The organism is Stenotrophomonas sp. YJH_SMC_123, from assembly GCF_059368215.1.
In genome coordinates this window covers 162,260-183,884 of sequence record NZ_JCAFRM010000002.1, presented here as the reverse complement: position 1 = coordinate 183,884, position 21,625 = coordinate 162,260, and the positions used below count along the sequence as shown (strand labels likewise).

The 21,625-nt window shown below is 68.4% G+C and carries 22 protein-coding genes; 14 read left to right on the top strand and 8 right to left on the bottom strand.

What is annotated here, in order from left to right:
* Position 1: 1 nt before the first annotated feature.
* Complete coding sequence (locus tag AC5P5W_RS05710; protein WP_014647955.1) at positions 2–1,318, bottom strand: hypothetical protein; 1,317 nt, start codon at positions 1,316–1,318, stop codon at positions 2–4.
* 76 nt (positions 1,319–1,394) lie between these two features.
* Here AC5P5W_RS05710 and AC5P5W_RS05705 point away from each other — a divergent pair, with 76 nt between their 5' ends.
* The 9 genes from AC5P5W_RS05705 (at position 1,395) to rnfB (ending at position 10,550) form a co-directional block, all read left to right on the top strand.
* Positions 1,395–2,090, top strand: coding sequence for a DUF502 domain-containing protein (locus AC5P5W_RS05705; protein ID WP_049404662.1), 696 nt, complete (start codon positions 1,395–1,397; stop codon positions 2,088–2,090).
* On the top strand, positions 2,087–2,872 hold the full coding sequence (locus tag AC5P5W_RS05700) for a queuosine precursor transporter (RefSeq protein ID WP_049442351.1): 786 nt from the start codon (positions 2,087–2,089) through the stop codon (positions 2,870–2,872). The genes AC5P5W_RS05705 and AC5P5W_RS05700 overlap by 4 nt, the downstream gene beginning before the upstream one ends.
* Before the next feature lie 94 nt (positions 2,873–2,966).
* Positions 2,967–4,907: a DUF885 domain-containing protein gene (locus tag AC5P5W_RS05695; protein WP_495220909.1), complete on the top strand. Its 1,941-nt coding sequence runs from the start codon at positions 2,967–2,969 to the stop codon at positions 4,905–4,907.
* Between the two features lie 16 nt (positions 4,908–4,923).
* Positions 4,924–5,994, top strand: a complete 1,071-nt coding sequence (locus AC5P5W_RS05690; protein WP_046431895.1) for a serine hydrolase domain-containing protein — start codon at positions 4,924–4,926, stop codon at positions 5,992–5,994.
* A complete protein-coding gene (gloA2, locus tag AC5P5W_RS05685) occupies positions 5,991–6,395 on the top strand; it encodes an SMU1112c/YaeR family gloxylase I-like metalloprotein (protein WP_014647959.1) in 405 nt (134 codons plus the stop codon). Before AC5P5W_RS05690 ends, gloA2 begins: the two co-directional genes overlap by 4 nt.
* 419 nt (positions 6,396–6,814) lie before the next feature.
* The gene (locus tag AC5P5W_RS05680; protein ID WP_032958676.1) at positions 6,815–7,258 is read left to right on the top strand and encodes a DUF2147 domain-containing protein; all 444 of its coding nucleotides are present in this window, start codon (positions 6,815–6,817) and stop codon (positions 7,256–7,258) included.
* 102 nt (positions 7,259–7,360) lie between these two features.
* Positions 7,361–9,442: a methionine--tRNA ligase gene (gene metG, locus AC5P5W_RS05675; RefSeq protein WP_014647960.1), complete on the top strand. Its 2,082-nt coding sequence runs from the start codon at positions 7,361–7,363 to the stop codon at positions 9,440–9,442.
* A 78-nt stretch (positions 9,443–9,520) separates the two neighbouring features.
* Positions 9,521–10,111 carry an HAD-IB family hydrolase gene (locus tag AC5P5W_RS05670; RefSeq protein WP_197575361.1) on the top strand — a complete coding sequence of 197 codons (591 nt, stop codon included), beginning with the start codon at positions 9,521–9,523 and terminating at the stop codon, positions 10,109–10,111.
* Between the two features lie 25 nt (positions 10,112–10,136).
* A complete protein-coding gene (gene rnfB, locus AC5P5W_RS05665; protein WP_014647962.1) occupies positions 10,137–10,550 on the top strand; it encodes an Rnf electron transport complex subunit RnfB in 414 nt (137 codons plus the stop codon).
* Between the two features lie 48 nt (positions 10,551–10,598).
* On the opposite strand, the gene AC5P5W_RS05660 is transcribed toward rnfB, so the two are convergent.
* Entirely contained in the window at positions 10,599–10,946 is a 348-nt protein-coding gene (locus AC5P5W_RS05660; protein ID WP_005418155.1) for a RidA family protein, read from the bottom strand.
* A 192-nt stretch (positions 10,947–11,138) separates the two neighbouring features.
* Here AC5P5W_RS05660 and mprF point away from each other — a divergent pair, with 192 nt between their 5' ends.
* Complete coding sequence (gene mprF / locus AC5P5W_RS05655; protein WP_014647963.1) at positions 11,139–13,703, top strand: bifunctional lysylphosphatidylglycerol flippase/synthetase MprF; 2,565 nt, start codon at positions 11,139–11,141, stop codon at positions 13,701–13,703.
* Between the two features lie 124 nt (positions 13,704–13,827).
* Here the strand turns inward: mprF and AC5P5W_RS05650 are convergent, their stop codons facing one another.
* The 4 genes from AC5P5W_RS05650 to AC5P5W_RS05635 form a co-directional block, all read right to left on the bottom strand.
* Positions 13,828–15,174 (bottom strand): virulence factor family protein, encoded by a 1,347-nt coding sequence (locus AC5P5W_RS05650; protein ID WP_032958666.1) that lies wholly within the window; start codon positions 15,172–15,174, stop codon positions 13,828–13,830.
* A 78-nt stretch (positions 15,175–15,252) separates the two neighbouring features.
* A complete protein-coding gene (locus AC5P5W_RS05645) occupies positions 15,253–15,870 on the bottom strand; it encodes a DUF998 domain-containing protein (RefSeq protein ID WP_014647965.1) in 618 nt (205 codons plus the stop codon).
* Positions 15,867–16,040, bottom strand: coding sequence for an oxidoreductase-like domain-containing protein (locus AC5P5W_RS05640; RefSeq protein ID WP_032958663.1), 174 nt, complete (start codon positions 16,038–16,040; stop codon positions 15,867–15,869). Before AC5P5W_RS05640 ends, AC5P5W_RS05645 begins: the two co-directional genes overlap by 4 nt.
* Positions 16,041–16,089: 49 nt before the next feature.
* Positions 16,090–16,692: an HD domain-containing protein gene (locus AC5P5W_RS05635; RefSeq protein WP_014647966.1), complete on the bottom strand. Its 603-nt coding sequence runs from the start codon at positions 16,690–16,692 to the stop codon at positions 16,090–16,092.
* Between the two features lie 229 nt (positions 16,693–16,921).
* Here AC5P5W_RS05635 and AC5P5W_RS05630 point away from each other — a divergent pair, with 229 nt between their 5' ends.
* A complete protein-coding gene (locus AC5P5W_RS05630) occupies positions 16,922–18,073 on the top strand; it encodes a tetratricopeptide repeat protein (protein ID WP_053494994.1) in 1,152 nt (383 codons plus the stop codon).
* Positions 18,074–18,080: 7 nt separating this feature from the next.
* On the opposite strand, the gene AC5P5W_RS05625 is transcribed toward AC5P5W_RS05630, so the two are convergent.
* Positions 18,081–18,416, bottom strand: coding sequence for a zinc ribbon domain-containing protein YjdM (locus AC5P5W_RS05625; protein WP_010482882.1), 336 nt, complete (start codon positions 18,414–18,416; stop codon positions 18,081–18,083).
* Between the two features lie 193 nt (positions 18,417–18,609).
* Here AC5P5W_RS05625 and AC5P5W_RS05620 point away from each other — a divergent pair, with 193 nt between their 5' ends.
* From AC5P5W_RS05620 to AC5P5W_RS05610, 3 genes are all read left to right on the top strand, one after another.
* Positions 18,610–19,971 (top strand): Hsp70 family protein, encoded by a 1,362-nt coding sequence (locus AC5P5W_RS05620; protein WP_495220904.1) that lies wholly within the window; start codon positions 18,610–18,612, stop codon positions 19,969–19,971.
* 229 nt (positions 19,972–20,200) lie between these two features.
* On the top strand, positions 20,201–20,494 hold the full coding sequence (locus tag AC5P5W_RS05615; protein ID WP_053462562.1) for a YkgJ family cysteine cluster protein: 294 nt from the start codon (positions 20,201–20,203) through the stop codon (positions 20,492–20,494).
* 11 nt (positions 20,495–20,505) lie between these two features.
* Positions 20,506–20,688, top strand: coding sequence for a hypothetical protein (locus AC5P5W_RS05610; protein WP_005410566.1), 183 nt, complete (start codon positions 20,506–20,508; stop codon positions 20,686–20,688).
* Between the two features lie 49 nt (positions 20,689–20,737).
* On the opposite strand, the gene AC5P5W_RS05605 is transcribed toward AC5P5W_RS05610, so the two are convergent.
* Positions 20,738–21,619: a DUF4097 family beta strand repeat-containing protein gene (locus AC5P5W_RS05605; RefSeq protein WP_069116188.1), complete on the bottom strand. Its 882-nt coding sequence runs from the start codon at positions 21,617–21,619 to the stop codon at positions 20,738–20,740.
* Positions 21,620–21,625 lie beyond the last annotated feature (6 nt).

Here is a 21,625-nt window from a genome sequence, read left to right as displayed (position 1 = left end):
CTCAATCGCGCGCAGCAGCGGCCGGGGCGTTCTCCATCACCAGCGGCACCGACAGCCATGGGCTCTCGTCGGTGCTGCGCGACGGTGAACGCCGCGGCACCTGCAGACGGCGGCCATCGGCCGACAGCTGCGGTGCCCGCACCGGCGAGCGGAACTGCGCAGGCAGGCGCTGCAGCGCATCCACCGGATCCTGCGCCTGCTGCCTCAGCCAGCGCTGCGCGCCGATCAGCCGCACCATCGCGGCGGCATCCTGGGTCCGTGACGAATAGGCCGGATAGACCGGGCGGGCAATATCGGTCAGCACGCACCCCAGGATGTTCGACAGGCAGCCAAAGTCATGCTGCGGCGGTGCCGGCACCGGCAGCGGGCGATCTGCTTCCAGCGCCGCCATCGCCGCCGCGCCGCAGGCCCAGCCCAGATTGCCCGCCGCGCGCGCCAGGGTACTGCTGCGATCCAGGACCAGCACCCCGCCGAATTCCTGCGCCGAGGTTTCGATCGCAGCCCGGCTCATCGCGTACTCACCCTGCATCGCACGGCACAGGCTCTGTTCGGCGGCCAGCATCGGCTGCATTGCCTGATCGCATTCCGCTGGCAACGGATGGTCGGCCGGCAGTTCGACCAGCATGTCGGCCAGCAGTTGGGCATTGGCCTGCACCAGGCTGGCACCGATGATGCTCTCCACCAGGTAACTGCCGCCCGTCACCAGCCGCCGGCCCAGCTGAAGCCCCCTGCAACTGCCACGCAGCGCACCGTCGATATCGCCCTGCACATAGGCCAGCGCGCGTGCGCTGGTGGCATCGATCATCAGGCCATAGGTCGGCATCGGCACCAGGATGCCGTCGCCCTTGGGCCGGAATGGCGACACGAAGTGGTCCGCATCGGCCAGCTGGTCCAGGCGCGCATGCAGCTGCTGGTGGCCAGCGTGGGCATCGACGAAGCGCTGCGGGTCGGCGCGCACCTGGCCCAGGCAGTCACTGGCGGTCGGCCCGCAGCTGGCCGCCGGTCGTGATCGCAGCGCGTCATGGTCCTCCGCCAGCTGCGGTCCGGCGCCGCCATTGCCGCGCGGATCGGCCTCCCAACGCTGCACGTCGCGGGCCAGGGCCTGTTCGCGCTGGCGCGCGTCCAGATCGTCGAACGCGAGCGTCCACAGCAGCGCAAAACCGTTGTGGCCGTGGACAGGCAGGCGGGCCTGCAGGCGCTGCTGGGCCTGTAGCCGCGATTCCGGCACCGGCCACATGCGCGAGGCGCACCACACCACGATGGCCAGCACCAGAAGGCCTGCCAGGGTCCAACCCAGTCCGCGCAGAATCTTCAACACAGCTTCCCTTCCATGTGCCGTTGCCGCAGTCGATTGCCCAGCGTAATCGAGCGGCCGTGACCGCTACAATGCGCACATGTCGCTCGAAGCCCCCGCCCTGGTCCCCCGCCCCTCCCTGCAGCGCCTGTTCCTGACCGGCCTGCTGACCCTGCTGCCGATCTGGCTGACCTGGGTCGTGGTCAAGTTCGTGTTCGTGCTGCTGTCGGGCATTTCCAGCCCGTTGGTGGTGCCACTTTCCGAGCAGATCGCGACAAGCTTTCCGCACTACCTCGGCTGGGTCCGGGCCGAGTGGATCCAGAACACCATCGCCCTGCTGGCCACCCTGCTGGTGATCCTGGCGGTGGGCGTGGCCAGCCGCCGCGTGCTGGGCCAGCGCCTGCTGCGCTGGGTCGGCGCGGTCATCAAGCGCATTCCGCTGGCCAGCATCATCTACGACAGCGCCAAGAAGCTGCTGGACATGCTGCAGACCGAACCGGGCAGCACCCAGCGCGTGGTGCTGATCGACTTCCCGCACCGCGACATGAAGTCGGTCGGGCTGGTCACCCGCGTGATCAAGGAACACGGCACCGACCGTGAACTGGCCGCGGTGTACGTGCCAACCACGCCGAACCCGACTTCGGGTTACCTGGAAATCGTGCCGGTGGAACTGCTGACCCCGACCGACTGGACCGTCGACCAGGCCATGAGCTTCATCATTTCCGGCGGCGCCGTCGCGCCGTCCAGCGTTCCGTTCACGCGCGCCGGCGATCGCCCCGGCGATCGCAGCGAATGACCGCGGCGCCGATCGAGCGCCCGTTGCAGGACCGCGCGGTCCTGCTGTTCATCGTGCTGGCTGCGTTCTTCTGCGGCAATGCGGTGCTGGCCGAACTGATCGGGGTGAAGATCTTCGCGCTGGAAGACACCCTCGGCATCGATCCGCTGAACTGGAACCTGTTCGGCCAGACCGGTTCGCTCAGCTTCACCGCCGGCACCCTGCTATGGCCGGTGGTGTTCATCATGACCGACACCATCAACGAGTTCTTCGGCAAGCGCGGCGTGCGCTTCATCTCGTGGCTGGCCGTGGTCCTGATCGCCTATGGCTTCCTGTTCGCCTTCGCGGCGATCTCGCTGGCGCCGGCCAGCTGGTGGATCACCTCCATGGACGGGCACGGCGTGCCGGACTACCAGGCCGCATTCGCAGCGGTGTTCGGCCAGGGCATGTGGACCATCGCCGGTTCACTGGTGGCCTTCCTGCTCGGCCAGCTGATCGACGTGGCGGTGTTCCATCGCATCCGCCAGGCCACCGGCGAGCGCCACGTGTGGCTGCGTGCGACCGGGTCCACCGCGATCTCGCAGGTGGTGGACAGCTTCGTGGTGATCTGGATCGCCTTCGTGCTCGGCCCGCAGCACTGGCCGACCTCGCTGTTCCTGGCCGTCAGCAGCGTCAACTACATCTACAAGATGGGCTTTGCAATTGCCCTGATTCCGGTGCTGTACCTGATGCGGCGTGCGATCACCCGCTATCTGGGCGCAGACAGGGCCGCTGCGCTGCGCGCGGCGGCGGCGGCTGACTGAAGCCCCAGCGGCGGCAAGCTGACTGCGCCTTCACGCTGGCCGTACGCGGCCGGATCGTGCAAGCTCCACGGTCTGTGTTCCACGGAAGCTCCTGATGCCGCATCCCACCCGCGCCCTGGCCGCCGCCATCGCCGCGTTGTTCCTGTTCAGTGCCGTGCCGTCGGCCGAAGCAGCGAAAAAGAAAGCCAGCCGCCCTGCCGCCGCGCAGACCCGCCAGGCTGCCAAGCCCAAGGCCAGGCCCGCCCGCGCCACCGCGCCGGCGCGTGGCAGCTCGGCACGCCGCGCCGCGCCGCGTCCGGTCGCGCCGGCCCGTGCCGTACCCAAGCAGGTACAGCTGGAGCGCCTGTACGACGAGTACTGGGATGCCTCGATGCGGTTGAACCCGCTGCAGGCCACCTTCCAGGGCGAATCCCGCTACAACGACCAGCTGCCCAACATCCTGTCCGCCGCCTGGCGCCAGCAGTCGCACGACTTCACCACGCAATGGCTGGGCAAGGTCGAGAAGCTCGGCAGTGATGGCCTGCAGGGCCAGGACCTGCTCAGCTACGAGATCTTCGTGCGCGACGCACGCGCCTCGCTGGCCGCCGAGCGCTGCCCGAGCTGGATGATGCCGATCAGCCAGTACTACAACATCGGCAGCATCATGGCGATCCTCGGTGCCGGTGCCGGCGCGCAGCCATTCAACACCGTGCAGGACTACGACACCTGGTCGCGCCGTTCGCTGGGCATTCCCGAACTGTTCGACCAGGCCATCGACAACATGCGCCAAGGCATGAAGGCCGGCGTGGTACAGCCGCGCGACCTGATGGAAAAAGTGCTGCCGCAACTGGATGCGGTGATCAAGCCGACCGCCGAAGAGAGCATCTTCTGGTCGCCGATCCGCACCATGCCCAACACCATCCCGGCCGAGGACAAGGCGCGCATCAGCGCCGAGTACAAGCGCATGATCGAACTGCGCATCATGCCGGCCTATCGCGCCCTGCGCGGCTTCATCGCCACCGAATACCTGCCGGCCACGCGCGCCAGCAGCGGCCTGGGCGCACTGCCCGATGGCCAGGCCTGGTACGCCAGCCTGATCGTGCAGACCACCGCCAGCGACCAGACCGCCGCGCAGCTGCACGCGCTGGGCGAACAACGCGTGCAGGAACTGCAGGCGCAGATCGCCACGGTGATGAAGGATGCCAAGCTGCGCGGCACCCCCACCAAGCTGCTGCGCAGCATGCGCAACGACCGCCAGTTCCAGTACGGCGATGCCAATGCGCTGATCAACCGTTACCGCCAGGTGCAGCAGCAGGTCAACGCACGCCTGCCGCAGGTGCTGGATACCTTGCCGAAGGCGCCGCTGGACGTACGCGCGGTGGAACCGGAGCGTGCGCTCACCGCCGCTGCCGCTGCCTACCAGCCGGCACTGCCCGGGCAATCCGCGGTGCTGTACGTGAACACCCGCGACCTGCCCGGCCGCAAGCGCTGGAACGTGCCGGTGCAGTACCTGCATGAAGCGATCCCCGGCCACCACGTGCAGCTGGGCCTGCAGCAGGAGCTGGCCAAGCTGCCGCGCTTCCGCCGCCTCGGTGGCGATCTCGCCTTCGTCGAAGGCTGGGGCCTGTACGCCGAAACGCTGGGCGAGGACCTGGGCATCTACACCGATCCCTACGACCGCATCGGCTACCTGTACTCGCGCCTGCTGCGCGCCGCCCGCGTGGTGGCCGATACCGGCGTGAATGCCCAGGGCTGGAGCAAGCAGCAGGCTGTCACCTACCTGCAGAAGACCGTGGACATGAGCAGCGACGATGCCAACGCCGAAGTCGAGCGGGTCATGGCCCAGCCTGGCCAGGCACTGTCGAACGTGGCCGGCCTGACCACCATTGTCGCCCTGCGCGACAAGGCCAGGGCGCGCCAGGGCGCCGCCTTCGACCTGCGCCGCTTCCACGCCGAACTGCTGAAGGACGGCTCGATGCCGCTGGACGTGCTGGACCGCAAGATGGAACGCTGGATGGCCCAGCCGGCCAGCGCCACGCCCGCCCCGTCACCCTGAGCCTTCCGGAGCCGCCATGCGACCTGCCGTCGCCCTGTTCGCCGCCGTGCTGGGCCTGCTGCCGCTGGCCACCGTTGCCGCACCGGTGCTGGCCCCACCGGATGCGGGCATCGACGGCCTGATGCAGGCCTACGACGGCCAGGTGCCCGGCGCCGCCGTACTGGTGCTGCATGACGGCAAACCGGTATTCCGGCGCGGCTATGGCCTGGCGGTGGTGGAGGACGGCACGGCGGTCACCGCGGCCAGCAACTTCCGGCTGGCCTCGGTCAGCAAGCAGTTCACCGCTGCGGCGGTGTTGCTGCTGGTGGAAGATGGCCGGCTCGGGCTGGACCAACCTGCCCGGCAATGGCTGCCCGAACTGCCCCCGGCTGCGGCCGCCATCACCATCCGCCAGCTGCTCTCGCATACCGGTGGCCTGCCCGACTACGAAGACCTGATGGACCCGGCTGATGCTCGGCAGGTGCATGACGCCGATGTGCTGACCCTGCTGTCGCGCCAGGACCGGCTGAACTTCGCGCCCGGCACGCAGTACCACTACAGCAACAGCGGCTATGCGCTGCTGGCACTGATCGTCGGCCGTGCCTCCGGCCAGGATTTCGCAGCCTTCCTGCAACAGCGCATCTTCCGCCCGCTGGGCATGGCCCACACCGTGGCCCATCAGGACGGCATCGATACCATCGCCGCACGCGCCTATGGCTACAGCTGGATCGATGGCCGTTGGCGGCGCACCGACCAGAGCACCACCAGCGCCGTGCTCGGCGATGGCGGCATCTATTCCTCGCTGGACGACCTGGCCCGCTGGGATGCGGCGCTGTACGACGACCGCCTGCTGTCGAAGGCCTCGCGCCGCGCGATGTTCAGCCCCGCCACATCGACGCCCGAACCGGATGTACCGCACTACGGGTTCGGCTGGCGGCTGAATGGCCCCGTGCAATGGCACAGCGGCGAGAGCATCGGCTTCCGCAACGTGATCGTGCGCCACCCGGAAAAACACCTGACCGTGATCGTTCTGACCAACCGCAACGACCCCGAACCCTATCCGCTGGCGCTGAAGATCGCCCAGCGCTGGCTGGACACCCTGCAATGACCGCCGATTCCGGTGCCCTGCTGGGCATCCACCACGCCGCACTGATCTGCAGCGACTACGCACGTTCAAAAGACTTCTACGTGCGCATCCTCGGCCTGCGCGTGCTGGCCGAGAACCACCGCGCCGCGCGCGATTCCTGGAAGCTGGACCTGGCCCTGCCCGACGGCGGCCAGCTGGAACTGTTCTCCTTCCCCTCGCCGCCGCCCCGTCCCAGCCGCCCGGAAGCCCAGGGCCTGCGCCACCTCGCGTTCCGCGTGGCCACGCTGGAACCCTTCATCCAGCGCCTGTCAGCGCACGGCGTAGTGTGCGAACCGATCCGCGTGGACGAGTACACCGGCCGCCGCTTCACCTTCTTCGCCGACCCCGACGACCTGCCGCTGGAGCTGTACGAAGCCGGTTGACGTCCCCGGGGGTCAGATCCCTTTTCCGACGGAAAAGGGATCTGACCCCGCATTCCCACGGTCCGTCTTATCCACGCATGGCATGGATCTGTGTCGAGCAAGGTCGACACCCACCAACCGCACCAGCACCGGCAGATCGCCGGAAACTGTCGAAGGCGGGGCATTGTGGGTTTGCGGGGTGTGAGCCGCATGGATGCGGCGACCAAGCCCCCAGGGACGGGTTTACGGCGGCCCCGCAAACCCACAGTGCCCCGCCATCCCTCAGCAAGTCCGCTTTTGCTGTTGCTCCGGCTGTTGCGGCTGCCTCTGCAGGTGCAGGGCGCAGCCCTGCAAAGCCCCCCCCTTCCCCATACCCCGCCGAATGGGTATACAGTCGACCCATGCCGGCACCGTGCCGGAATGAACCCTGGGAGGGGACCATGCGCAACACCTTCAAGACCCTGCTGCTGGCACTGCCGCTGTGCCTGGCCGCCCTGTCGGCCCAGGCCGCCGACGGCGCCGCCGGCCGCTGGAAGACCATCGACGACAAGACCGGCAAGGTGAAGTCGATCGTCGAGATCAGCCAAGCCGCCAACGGCACCCTGACCGGCAAGGTGGTCGACATCCTGCACTCGGACAAGGGCCCGAACCCGGTCTGCGATGGATGTGAAGGCGCCAACAGGAACAAGCCGGTGAAGGGCATGACCATCCTCTGGAACCTGAAGGCCGATGGCGCCAACAAGTGGTCCGGCGGCACCATCCTCGACCCGGCCAACGGCAAGACCTACAAGTCGAAGATGGAGCTGCAGCCGGGTGGCACCAGGCTGGACGTGTCCGGCTGCATCGCCTTCATCTGCCGCGCGCAGACCTGGCAGCGCGAATAAGCGCCCCGGCCCCCGCTTCATCCCCGTGACCCGGCCCCGGCCGGGTCACGTCCTTGCGGGCATGCGATACTCTGCGGTTCCCCTCGGCTTCACCCCGCGACCATGACCCGTACCGCGCTCGTCACCACCGCCCTGCCCTACGCCAACGGCCCGCTGCACCTGGGCCACCTGGTCGGCTACATCCAGGCCGACATCTGGGTGCGTGCGCGGCGAATGAGCGGCGGCAAGGCCTGGTTCGTCTGCGCCGACGACACCCACGGCACGCCGATCATGCTGGCCGCGGAAAAGGCCGGGGTCACCCCGGAAACCTTCATCGCCAACATCCAGGCCAGCCACGAACGTGACTTCGCCGCCTTCGGCGTGGCCTTCGACCACTACGACTCGACCAACTCGGCGGCCAACAAGGCACTGACCGAGCAGTTCTACCTGAAGCTGGAAGCGGCCGGCCACATCAGCCGCCGTTCGGTCGCCCAGTTCTACGACCCGGCCAAGGGCATGTTCCTGCCCGACCGCTACGTCAAGGGCATCTGCCCGAACTGCGGCAGCCCCGACCAGTACGGCGACAACTGCGAAGTCTGCGGCGCGACCTATGCACCGACCGACCTGAAGGAGCCGCGTTCGGTCATCTCCGGCGCCACGCCGGAAATGCGCGATTCGGAGCACTTCTTCTTCGAGGTGGGCCACTTCGATGCATTCCTGCGCGAATGGCTGGCCGGCGATGTCGCCCTGCCGGGCGTGAAGGCCAAGCTGGGTGAGTGGCTCAACGCCGAAGGTGGCCTGCGCGCGTGGGACATCTCGCGCGATGCGCCGTACTTCGGTTTCCAGATTCCCGGCCAGCCGGGCAAGTACTTCTATGTCTGGCTGGATGCGCCGATCGGCTACCTGTCCAGCTTCCAGACCCTGTGCGGCAAGCTCGGCGAAGACTTCGAAGCGCACCTGCGCGCCGGCACCGCCACCGAACTGCACCACTTCATCGGCAAGGACATCGTCAACTTCCACGGCCTGTTCTGGCCGGCGGTGCTGCACGGTACCGGCCACCGCGCGCCGACCCGCCTGCACGTCAATGGCTACCTGACCGTGGACGGCGCCAAGATGAGCAAGTCGCGCGGCACCTTCGTGATGGCACGTACCTTCCTCGATGCCGGCCTGGAGCCGGAAGCGCTGCGCTACTACTACGCCGCCAAGTCCGGCGGTGGCGTCGACGATCTTGACCTGAACCTGGGTGATTTCATCGCCCGCGTCAACGCCGACCTGGTCGGCAAGTTCGTCAACCTGGCCAGCCGCTGCGCCGGCTTCATCAGCAAGCGCTTCGACGGCCAGCTGGCCGCGCAGCTGCCCGACGCGGCGCAGTACCAGCGCTTCGTCGACGGCCTGGCGCCGATCCGCGAAGCCTACGAGCGCAACGACCCGGCTGCGGCGATCCGCCTGACCATGACCCTGGCCGACGAAGCCAACCGCTACATCGACGACGTCAAGCCGTGGGTCATTGCCAAGCAGGAAGGCGCCGACGCGCAGCTGCAGGCCGTGTGCAGCCAGGGCCTGAACCTGTTCCGCGTGCTGGTCACCGCACTGAAGCCGGTGCTGCCGGCCACCGCCGCGCAGGCCGAGGCCTTCCTGGCCGCGCCGGTCAATGACTGGACCGAACTGGCACAGCCGCTGCTGGGCCACCGCATCACCGACTACACCCCGCTGTTCACCCGTATCGACCCGAAGAAGATTGACGCCATGATCGACGCCTCCAAGGACACCCTGCAGCCGGCCGCCGCTGCCGCCCCCGCCGCCAGGACCGACGCCGCCAAGCCGGCCACACCGGCCCCGGCCAAGGACGACGCGAAGAGCGCCGATGCTCCGGCCTATATCGGCATCGACGATTTCGCCAAGCTCGACCTGCGCATCGGCAAGGTGCTGGTGTGCGAGTTCGTGGAAGGTTCGGACAAGCTGCTGCGCTTCGAACTGGATGCCGGCGAACTGGGCAAGCGCCAGATCTTCTCCGGCATCCGTGGCAGCTACGGCGAGCCGGAAGCCCTGGTCGGTCGCAGCGTGGTGTTCATCGCCAACCTGGCCCCGCGCAAGATGCGCTTCGGCCTGAGCGAAGGCATGATCCTGTCGGCCGGTTTCGACGGCGGCGCGCTGGCGCTGCTGGACGCCGACAGCGGCGCGCAGCCGGGCATGCCGGTCCGCTGATGCCTGCAGCGGGCGCGGCCACCGCCGCGCCTGCCGGCAGCATCGGCCAGCGGAGGCAACGCGATGGGAAGCAATGGAATGGAACTGGCGCTGTTCGACTTCGACCACACCGTGACCACCTGCGATACCTATGGCCGTTTCCTGCGCCGCGTGGCCACCGCCGAACAGCTGGCGCAGGCGTGGTGGAAGGTCGGACCGTGGCTGGCCGCATACAAGCTGAAACTGATCTCGGCCGAACGCATCCGTGCACGCGTCACCCGCCTGACCTTCAGCAACCGCCACAGCGATGACATCTCCACGCTGGCCGCAGGCTTCTCGCGTGAGTTCCTGCCCGAGGTGGTGCGCCCGGAAATGCTGGAGCAGATCCGCTGGCACAGGGAACAGCAGCATACCGTGGTGATCGTGTCCGGCTCGCTGGACCTGTACCTGCGGCCATGGTGCGAGCAGCTGGGCCTGCAGCTGATCTGCAACCGGCTGGAAAGCCAGGACGGCCGCCTGACCGGTCGCTATGCCGGTGGCGACTGCGGCCCGCGCAAGGTCGAGCACATCCGTCGCCAGTTCGATCTGTCGCGCTACGTGCGCATCCATGCCTACGGTGACAGTTCCGAAGACAAGCCGATGCTGGCGCTGGCCCACGAGCGCTGGTTCCGTGGCAAACCCCTGAAGTAACCCCGACGCGCAGCCTTCGCCACGCATGAGCCTGATCCCGCCCCTGACCGAACGCCTCGACCGCCTGCTGCCGCAGACCCAATGCGGGCAGTGCGGCTACGACGGCTGCCGCCCGTATGCGCAGGCGATGGCACGCGGCGAGGTGGGCGTGGACCGCTGCCCGCCGGGCGGCGATGCCGGCGCGCGCGCGCTGGCGCAGGTACTGGGCGTGCCTGCCATTCCGTTTGATCGTTCGCGTGGCGAACACAAGGTGCCGCAGGTGGCGCTGATCGTGGAAGCCGACTGCATCGGCTGCACCAAGTGCATCCAGGCCTGCCCGGTGGACGCCATCGTCGGCGGCGCCAAGTACATGCACACGGTCATTGCCGATCTGTGCACCGGTTGCGAACTGTGCATTCCGCCGTGCCCGGTGGACTGCATCGAGTTGCTGCCCCTGTAACAGGGCGGATCCCTTTCCGCGGGAAAGGGATCCGGCCCCATCCCGCAGTTACGGCACGGCCGCCGTCACCACGATCTCGACCTTCCACTCGGCGTGGGCCAGCTTGGCTTCGAAGGTTGCGCGGGCCGGGGTCGCGCCCTCGACCACCCACTCGTCCCACGCCTTGTTCATGCCGTCGAAGTCGGCGATATCGGCCAGGAACACTTCCGCGCGCAGCACGTGCTGGCGATCACTGGCGACCAGTGCCAGCAGCTTGTCGATCTCCGCCAGCACCTGCCGGGTCTGTCCGGTGATGTCCTGGCTGGTGTCTTCCGGAATCTGGCCGGAGAGGTAGGCGACCTTGTTGTACACGGTCATTTCGGACATGCGCGGTCCGACGTCGTAACGCTCCATCATGGGCGTGGCTCCTGCGGGTGATCAGGCCTGCATTGTCCTCCAATCCGGTCGACGGTGGGTGCACGGGCACCTTCCGCGACACGTCACTACCGGGCTCCGACGGTCCCACTGGTCAAATGACGATGACAGGCGCACGATGCGCCACGCCCGCGTTGACACCGCCCTCGCCCCTCCTGCCGCACCCTTGCGCCGATGACCGTCCCCGTCGATTCCACCACTGCCCCTTCCACGCCTGCCTGGAAGCGGGTTGCCACCATCGTCATCCCGCTGCTGATCCTCGCCCTGGCCCTGCACGGCCTGGCCAACGAGTTCGACGAGCACGGCTACCGGGCCATCCGCCAGGCGTTCCGCCAGCTCAGTGGCATGCAGATCGCGCTCACCGTGGTACTCGGCCTGGCCAGTTACGCCTGCCTGATCGGCTTCGATGCCATCGGCCTGCGTCGCAGCGGCATCCGCGTGCACCCTGCGCGAGTCGGCATCACCGCGTTCCTTGCGCACACGCTGGGCCAGACCGTGGGCTTTGCCGCGTTGACCGGCGGCGCGGTGCGCCTGCGTGGCTACCGCAGCGCCGGCCTGGACCTGGCGCAGATCGGCCAGGTGGTGCTGATGAGCACGCTCGGCTTCGTGTTCGGGGCATGGCTGCTGATCAGCGTGGCACTGTGCATGGAACCTGCAGCGGCAGCGTTGGCATTGCCATTGAATCCCGATGCCGTGCGCATCGTCGGCATCGTCGCCCTGCTCGCATATCTCGGCACCGTGCTGCTGGTCGGCCGCGATGGACGGCAGTTCAGCGTGTTCGGCCATGCGTTGTGGCTGCCCGACCGCCGCACCATGATCGGCGTCACCGTGCTGAGCGTGATCGAACTGGTGCTGGCCAGTGCCGCGTTCTACGTGCTGCTGCCGGACTCCACGCCTACCGGACTGCCCGGCTTCGTCGGCCTGTACCTGGTGGCCGTGCTGGCCGGCCTGGTCTCGACCGTGCCCGCCGGCCTTGGCGTGTTCGAGTGGAGCCTGCTGAAGCTGTTGCCGCAGGTGGCACCGGCGGCGGTGCTGGCAGCGGCGCTGATCTACCGCGTCACCTACTACGTGCTGCCGCTGGTGCTGGCCACCCTGCTCGCCCTTGCGCCCGCCCTGCGCCAACCGCTGCAGGCCAGCGCCGGGGCAACCCGTGCGGGCTGGAACGCGCTGCGCCCGTGGCTGCCGCAGATCATCGCGCTGGCGGTGTTCAGCATCGGCGCCGCACTGGTCATCGACGGCACGCTGCCGACGCCACGCCGTCACCTGGTCAATGCCTCGCTGCCGATCCTGGAGACCTCGCACCTGATCGGCAGCCTCAGCGGCGTCGCACTGCTGCTGATCGGCCAGGGCCTGGCCCGGCGCAGCCACGCCGCGTGGGTGCTGGCGATGGCGGTGTGCGTGATCACCCCGCTGCCGCTGTGGCTGCGGGGTGGCCAACTGTTGATCGCCGTCTCGGCAGTGCTGGTGGCGATGGCACTGTGGGCCGCACGTCGCGAGTTCTACCGCCAGGGCGCGCTGCTGGACGAAGCCTGGTCATGGCCGTGGCTGCGCAACCTCGGCCTGGTGCTGGTCGCGGTCACCTGGCTGCTGTTCTTCACCTACAGCCATGTCGAGTACCAGAACGAGCTGTGGTGGCAGTTTGCGATATCCGGCAACGCACCACGCGCGCTGCGCGCGTTGCTGGTCGTGGCGATCGCGCTGGTGATGTTCGGCCTGGCGCGGCTGCTGCACAGCACGCGCAGCCCGCTGCCAGCCGCCGACGAGGCCACGCTGCAATCACTGGCGCCGGTACTGGCCGGTGCCACCGATACCCAGGCCTGCCTGGTACTGACCGCCGACAAGGCGGTGCTGCGCGACGAGGCGAAACAGGGCTTCGTGATGATGCAGCGCTACGGCGGTTCGCTGATCGCGATGGGCGATCCGGTCGGCCCGCCGGAGGTCGCCCGCGCATTGATCTGGCGCTTCCGCGAGGAAGCCGACCGGCTCGGCCTGCGCCCGGTGTTCTACCAGGTCGGCGAGTCCTACTGGCAGACCTACCTCGACCTGGGCCTGGGCCTGGTCAAGCTGGGCGAAGAAGCGATGGTGCCGCTGCACGATTTCGGCCTGGAAGGCCGCGAACGTGCGGACCTGCGCCAGGCCTGGAACCGGGGCAAGCGCGGCGGCCTGTCCTTCCGTGTGGCACCGGTGGAGGAAATTCCCAGCCTGCTGCCGCGCCTGCACGCGATCTCCAACGCGTGGCTGGAAGACAAGGCCGGCGACGAAAAGGGCTTTTCGCTGGGCAGCTACGACCCGGATTACCTGGTGCGGTTCCCGGTGGCACTGGTCGAGGCCGAAGGCCAGATCGTGGCGTTCGCCAACCTGTGGCAGGCGCCGGCCGGTGCCGAGCTGTCGGTGGACCTGATGCGCCACGTCAACGAGGCGCCGAAGGGCACGATGGACTTCCTCTTCATCGAGCTGTTCCTGTGGGGCCGCGCGCAGGGCTATGCACGCTTCTCGCTGGGCATGGCGCCACTGTCCGGGCTGGCGCAGCATCGCCTGGCCGGCCGCTGGAACCGCCTGGCCGGCCTGCTGGCGCGGCATGGCGAACGCTTCTACGGCTTCAGTGGCCTGCGCCGCTTCAAGTCGAAGTTCGACCCGCAGTGGCGGCCACGCTATCTCGCTGCGCCCGGTGGCATGCACCTGCCGGCCGCACTGCTGGATGCCACGCGCCTGATCTCGCTGGACCCGCGGCGCAATTGACGCCCCGCACCACCAGGCATACCCGGCGCCACCTGCCGCCCGGTAGGTGTCGACTTTGGTCGACACGCTCATCCCCAAGGCGCCCTCAGCCCCAGCGCCGACCAAGGTCGGCGTCTACCAAGCGCTACATACCGCCCTTGAGGATCACCTCGGCCAGCCGATCATAGTCACCACCGAAATGGTGGTCACCCGGCAGCTTCACCTTCTTCACACCGTCATTGGCCGGCAGGTCCGGGCACAGTGCGTCCTCATCCTTGTCGCCGTACACGCACAGCGTTTTCTCCGCCGGCAGTCTGGCCACTTCCGGCGCGATCGGCAGGCCGTCGCCGCCGCCGCCCAGCCAGTTGCTGACGTGGAACTCGAAGTCGGCCTTCTTGCCTACCGACAGCAGCACGATGCGGTCCAGCGCTGCACGGGTATCGGCATCGAGCTGGTTGATGGTCGCCGGCAGCACGTCGGCCCCCTGCGAGAAACCGATCAGCATCACCTTGTCGCGGTGCCACTGCTGGCGGTAGTGATCGATGATCTTCTGCAGGTCAGCAGCGAAACCCTTCGGCGTGCGCTCGCTCCAGAAGTAGCGCAGCGAGTCGATGCCGACCACGGCCACGCCGTGCTCGTTGAGCGACGACGCCACATCCTTGTCCAGGCCGGCCCAGCCACCATCACCGGAGACGAACACGGCCAGCGTGTCGCCGTTGCCGGTCGACGGTACTTCCACCACCGGCAGGCCCTTCAGCGCGGCCGGCGGCGGTGCCAGGCTGACGCCTGCCTGCGCACCCATCACCCGCGCTGCAGCCACCAGGCCCGGTGAGGCATCACCACGCGCCGTGCGCTTGAACTCGCGCGCCATCGCCACCTGCTGCACGAAACCGCTGGCCTCGCCCGCCTTGCAGCCGTGATCACCGGCTGCACTCAACCACGGGAAGTTCAGTTCGGCGGGTTGCAGCGTGTTGCGCTTCACGCCATCGCCGCAGACCATGCGCTCGTGGTTGTGGTCCGGGCAGAAACCAGTGGTGAGCAGGCCGGCGAACACCTGCGTATCGGCCTGCGCAGCCAGCGCATAGGCCATTTCAGCGCCTTCGCCATCGCCGCCGACCAGCGGCAGGTGGTACCCGGGCAGATGCAGCGAGGCCTGCAGCCAGCGCGAGAAATTCTCGACATCGCCGGAACCGAACGAACAGGTCGGGTTGCCTTCGCGCTTGAGCACGCCGCGCAGGTGCGCGATGTCCACGGCGGCGACCATCGCACCGTCGGCACGCAGGGCCTCGATCGGCAGACGGCTGGTATCGCCACCGGGAGTCGGTTCGTGGAACCAGATCACCACCCGCTGCGGGGTACCGGCCGGCATATGCACCGGAATCTGTTCGAACCGCCCGTGGCTGAACTGCTGCACGGTCGCTGCCGCGGTTGCCGGCAGTGCGGCCAGCGCCAGCACCACGCCCATTACCCTGCCCAGCCCTGCACGCTTCATATCGCAGCCCCGATGGAATGCGCACACGATACGCTGCCTCCACGTGCACGGCACGTACCGGTGCAGGCCGTTGGGGTTTCAGCAGGCTGCGGCGCGACGACTGCGCCGATACAGCGCCAGCGCCAGATACAGCAGCCAGCCCACGATCACCACGATCACCACTTTCTGCCCCAGCCCGCGCGGCGGCCCGCCACGCCACAGCACGTGCAGCCACAGCAGCACGAAGGCCAGCCAGGCCCAGCCCCAGAGCAGGCCGGCGGCAGACTGCCAGCCCGGTTCGCGGCGCAGGTACCAGGCCTGCAGCAGCATGCCGACGCTGGCACACAGGAACGCAGTGTTGGCCGCCAACCCGTGGATGAACGGTGCCAGCAGCGGGGTTGCTTCGGGCAGCCAGCTGTCACCGATGGCGACCGTGGCCAGGCCCAGCGCCGAGACCGTGAACAGCAGCGGCGCCGCCGCGCTGCGCCGCGGGCCGATGCTGCCGCGATAAAGGGCGATGCCGAGCAGGGTGATCGCCAGTGCCAGCAGGCAGTACGCCGCACGCAACGCCAGCCCCCACGGCCCGTGCAGGTAGAGGCTCAGCGTGGCCCGCACCCAGTCCAGGTCGGTGCGTGCGAACTGGGTCCACAGCGCGGTAACCAGGAACAGAACCAGGGCTGCCAGCGCCAGCAGCGCCGCCGGACGCGCGCGGCTCATGCGGAGGCCTCCGGGTGCCGCGCCTGCCATTCGGCCAACGCCTTGCGATAGCGCTGCAGCTCGTCGGCATACAGGTCCAGCACGCACAGCGGGCAACCGCTGCCACAGCATTCGTTGGGACCGGGCTCTTCCGGCGGCAGCGGACGGGGATCGGGATCAGGGACGGACACGGTTGGAAGCGGCAATCGGTGGAAACGGGCCCCAGTGTAGCGGGCTGGCTCAGCGACCCAGCTGCCGCCGCAGGTTGTCGCGCGCGGCCGCGTCGAGGCGCTGGTGGAAGAACTCGCTGAGGAAGATGCGCGGTGCGCGCAGCAGGCCCTGCAGGAAACGGCGGCGGCCAGCGCGATACAGGAAGCCCGGCACCACGCCCTTGTACTCTTCGGCCACGCCCCGGTCATAGGCGGTGAACACCGGTTCCGGCGCGGCCAGGATCGCCATGTCGCAGTCCAGGAACAGCGCGGCCTCGGCATCGACATCGTCCGGGCCGAGCGCGCCATGGCGGGCGGTCAGCAGGATCAGCTGCTCGACCCGGGCGGCATCGACAGCGGCGAGTTCCGGCGCCTGCGTGATCGCCTGCAGGGCCATCTGCGCCGAACGTGCTTCGTTGTCCTTTCGCCCCGCCACGTAGATCGCATCGTGGTAGAGCACGGCCAGGTAGACCTCGGCCGGCTGCTGCCAGCCGGGGCCGTCGGCAACCTCCTGGCAGTGCTGCAGCACCGCGCGCACGTGGCCGAAGTGATGGTAGGCGCGTGGTGGCGTTGCATAGCTGTCCTGCAGCGCCTGCCACTGCGCCGGAGCGAGCGTCAGCGGGGAAAAGTCCATGCCCGGATCATCCCGCCTGCGCGGTTGACGGGCAAGCTGTCGCTTTTTTCACCACGTCCTCACAACGCCCTTCGCACTAGGCCGCAACGCGGTTGTCCACAGCTTTCCCGAGCGCTGGTCCACACCGGTTGTGGATGAACGTGCGGACCGACCAACGGTCGCTGCAGCGGTGCGCGCACAGGTCTACACTCGCCTCAGGCGGGAGCGCCCGCCGCTGCCGGGAGCCGTCATGTACCGTCCTGCCGCCCGATTCGTTCTGCTCGCACTGGCCGCATTGGCAGCACCGTCCGCGATCGCACAGGATCATCCGGGAACGGCCGCGCCGCTGGCCGTTGCCAGCACCGCCACTCCGGCGATGCCGACGCCGCAGCAGGTGTTCGCGATTCCACCGGCGATGCGCGACATGCTGCGCACGCAGGTGATCAATCACGGTTACTCCCGCGAGCAGCGCCTGCAGGCGCTGGTGGAGATGATCTTCGACCGCCACGGTCTGGACCTGCAGTACGACGCCGATGCGACCTTCACCGTCAGCGAGATCTGGCAGCAGCGGCGCGCCAACTGCCTGGCCTTTACCCTGATGTTCGTCGCGCTGGCACGCGAAGCCGGCATCCAGGCACGCGTGCAGGAAGTCGGCCAGGTCGTGTCGTGGTACCAGGACCAGGCCCAGGGCCTGGTCTACAGCGTCGGCCACGTCAATGCCGGGGTCGGCTTCGCCGGCCGCTTCGCCACCGTCGATCTGGATCGCAACGTGCTGTACGACCGCCGCGGGCCGCTGCCGATCAGCCAGGCACGGGCATTGGCACACTTCTACAACAACCGCGGCGCCGAACGCATGGCCAGCGGCGATCTGGTGGGTGCACGCACCTTCTTCAATGCCGCGCTGGCACAGGACAACAGCTTCGCCGCCACCTGGAACAACCTGGGCGTGCTGGAAAACCGTACGGGCGATACCGCCGCCGCGCGCCGGGCATTGGAAACGGCGCTGCGACTGGACGGCCGCCAGGACGCTGCACTGACCAACGCCAGCGCGCTGTACCGGAAGCTGGGCATGATCATGCAGGCGCAGGCGCTGGAGCAGCGCCTGCAGTCGGTGCAGCGCGAGGATCCGTTCGCGCAGTACATGCTCGGCGCCGAGGCCGAACGCGCCGGCCGACTGGATCAGGCGATCCGCTATTACCGGCAGGCCGTGCGCCTGTACGACACCGCACACCAGTTCCACTTCGGGCTGGCGCGGGCCTATTTCCTGGCCGGCCAGCTCAAGCGCGCCGATCGTGAACTGCTGCGCGCGCAGGCGCTGGGCGGTGCCCCGCAGCAGGCGCGCTACCAGGCCAAGCTGGACAGCCTGGCCCGCTGGCGCGCACAGCAGCAGGCCAGGCGCTGAAGGCCGGTCAGGCCTTCTTGAGGAAGCAGGTCTTCAGGACCAAGCCCTTGATCTTGTCCGAGTTGCCTTCGATGTGCTCGGCATCGTCCTCGACCAGGCGGATGTTGCGGATCACGGTGCCCTGCTTGAGCGGGATCGAGGAACCCTTCACCTTCAGGTCCTTGATCACGGTGACCGTGTCACCGGCCTGCAGGGTATTGCCGTTGCTGTCACGCACGACCAGGGTCGAACCGGCACTTTCCTCGGCGGTCCATTCGAAGCCGCAGTCGGCGCAGATCCACAGCGCGCCATCGGCATAGGTGTTTTCCAGGGTGCACTGCGGGCAGGCGGGGGCAGAAGACATCAGCAAGTACCTCAAAGTGAATCAACAGCCGCCATTGTAACCGCCCGGCTCGCCTGCCCTTTTCCGGACGGCGCCCGGCTCCCGGCTTGACCCGATCCGGCCTCCCGATACGGAATGGGAGGCCGCAGGAACTTGCAGTCGGCGGCGAACTGCAGCAGAGTGCGCGGCCCCTGATCGCCCCCCGGAACTCCCCATGCGCCTCGGCATCGACTTCGGTACCAGCAACTCCGCCGCCGCCATCGTGCATGAGGGAACACTGCTGCCGATCCGCTTCGGCGACGCCGAGCAGTTCCGCACCAGTGTGTACTTCCCCGGCGTGGTGCCCGACCCGGACGACTTCCAGCTCGACGACGGCCAGGAACACCAGCTGCAGCAGATGATCGACAGCGCCGCGCGCGCGGCGCGCGCCGCCGGCCAGGAACGCACGCCGCAGGCGCTGCGCCGCGAAGCCCTGCGCGCGCTGCGCCGGGAATGGATGGAAGCCCGCGCCGGCAAGGAACGCAGCGCCAACGACCTGCTGCAGAACGCGGTCTACGGCGACGAAGCGCTGGAAGCCTATTTCGAGGAACACGAAGGCAACCTGGTGCAGAGCCCGAAGTCGATGCTCGGCTACAACCTGCACCCGCGCGCGAAGCAGACCATCACCGGCATCGCCGCGCACATCCTCGAACACATCCGCCTGACCGCCAATGCCCAGCTCGGCCGGCCGCTGCGCGCCGCCCTGCTCGGGCGCCCGGTGCAGTTCCGCAGTTCGATCGGCGCAGCCGGCAACGACCAGGCGCTGGACATCCTGCGTGAAGCGGCCACCCAGGCCGGCTTCGACCAGGTTGATTTCCTCGAGGAGCCAGCCGCGGCGGCCATGCATTACCACGCCGAAAGCCGCGAGCGGCACCAGGCGGTGATCGTCGATATCGGCGGCGGCACCACCGACATCGCCCATGCCGAAGTCGGCGGCGACGACGCCCCGCGCATCCACCGCGCCTGGGGTATCGCTCGCGGCGGTACCGACATCGACCTGGCGCTGAGCCTGTCCAGCTACATGCCGCTGTTCGGCCGCGGCATCACCCGCGTACCGGCCCACCACTACGTGGAAGCGGCCACCGTGCAGGACATGACCCGCCAGCGCGAATTCCGCCTGCACAAGTACGACCATGTCGACGCGCCCTGGGGCGAGCGCCTGCAGGCCCTGCAGGACACCGGCAACACCGCCCGCCTGTACCGTGACGTCGAACGCGCCAAGATCGCCCTCAGCGCTGCCAGCGAGCACCGCAGCACGCTGGACTACATCGCCCGCGACCTGCATGCCGACAGCAGCGCCGACGGCCTGGCCGCCGCCGCCCATGGCTACCTGGAGCAGATCCGCGAGCTGCTGGCCCAGGTCCGCAGCGACATCGGCGGCGACCCGGATGCCGTGTTCCTGACCGGTGGCATGTCCCGCGCCGGCTACCTGCGCCAGGCGGTGGCGGCCGCCTTCCCGGGCGCCCGCATGGTCCACGGCGAGCCCTCGCTGGGCGTGGTCCAGGGCCTTGCGCTGGCGGCAGCCAGCCAGGATTAACAAAACGTTACGCGGTCTAAGTTACTCTTGGTCGGCTAGAACCCTGCTGCCCCTTCCACCGGCCATGCCGGTGTGTGTCCACGGTGCAGCCTGGCCCGCCCAGCGGGCCTAGCGGCCATGCCTTCCTGGCTCGTTCATGGTCCGCGCAGCACCTGAGCCGCCATTGAGACCCGCTTTGGGCACCCGCCAGGCCCCTGAGGCCTTACAACCTGACGCAGCACCTGCACCCATCGACTGCCGCCGTTGTGACGCGGTCTGTTGCCGGTTGCCCGTGCTGCTGCAGCCCGGCGACCACGTGCCCGGCCAGTTCCTGTCACGCGACACCCACGGCCGTGCCGTGATGGCGCGCAACGAGGAAGGCTGGTGCGCGGCGATCGATCCCTATCACCTGCGCTGCACGATCTACTCGCAGCGCCCGGCGATCTGCCGCCAGTTCTCGATGGGCGGCGATGACTGCCGCCGCGAGCGGCAGGACTACCTGCGCCAGGCCGATGCCTGGGCGCTTTCCTCCCCTTCCACCTGACAGGAGCAACCATGCCCCGCAAGGCAAAGACCCCCGCGAAGGCCAGCAACAGCATCCGCAGCGAACGCAAGGGCGCGGCCGCCAGCACCGTGGTCAGCAGCGATTCGATCGCTTCGGACCTGGCAGCGTTCCGCAAGGCCGGTGGCAAGATCGAAGTCCTCGGCACTACCTGGGCGCTGAAGAAAGCCAGCTGACCCAGCTCCGACCGCGGCGGCGCTGCCGCCGCGGCCTGCCGGACCGCGCTCAGCGATCCAGGCGTACCCGCACACTGCCCGAATGCGACTGGATGCGGATGTCACCGTCGCCATTCCCGAGCCGAGTATCGAGATGGCTGCCCGGGCCGTAGCGCGGCCGTTCCACCTGGCCGGCGTCGCTGTTGATCGACCCGCTGAAGCTGTTCACCGACAGCTGCGCCGAAACCGTGCGTGGCAGGCGCAGGTTGACCGACGCGCTCACCGATTCGACATTGATACGGCCCCCCGGCGCCAGCCCGGCCGCCGACAGGTCGATGCTGCCCGACACGGTTTCCACCGCCAGCCGCTGCACCCGCCCGGCATCGACCTCGACCCGGCCGGATACCGTCTGTGCACCGATGTCACCGGACGCGCCGCCGCCGGCTTCGATGCGGCCACTGACCGTGTTCACGTCCAGCTTCGGCGTCTGCAGGCGCGCGATGACACCGCCGCTGACCGTATTGAGCTTGCTGTCGCCGCTGCGACCGGAGGCGCTCAGGCTGCCGCTGACCGTGTCGGCCTGCAGGCGGCGCACATCGATGCCGCTGATGTCCTGGCTGGCACTGACCGTACTCAGCAGCAGTTCCACCGAGCGCGGCACGTTCAGCACCAGCGTCGCGCCGCCGTTGTTGTTGCGACGCGGATACTCGATCTCCCAGCGCACGCGGTTGGCACTCTTCTCCTGGCGCAGCTGCAGGCCATCGCTTAGCGTACCGGTGAGCTGCACGTCGTTGCGGTCCCAGCCACGCACGCTCACTTTGCCGGCCACGTTGCTCAGTTCGATGCGGCCGCCGGCGGCCAGGTTGTGGCGCTCGTCGATCCGTGTGTCAGCCAGGGCCACCGCGGGCAGCAGCAACAGCGCGGCGCAGCAGGTCATCAGGGTTCGTGTCATCGGGGG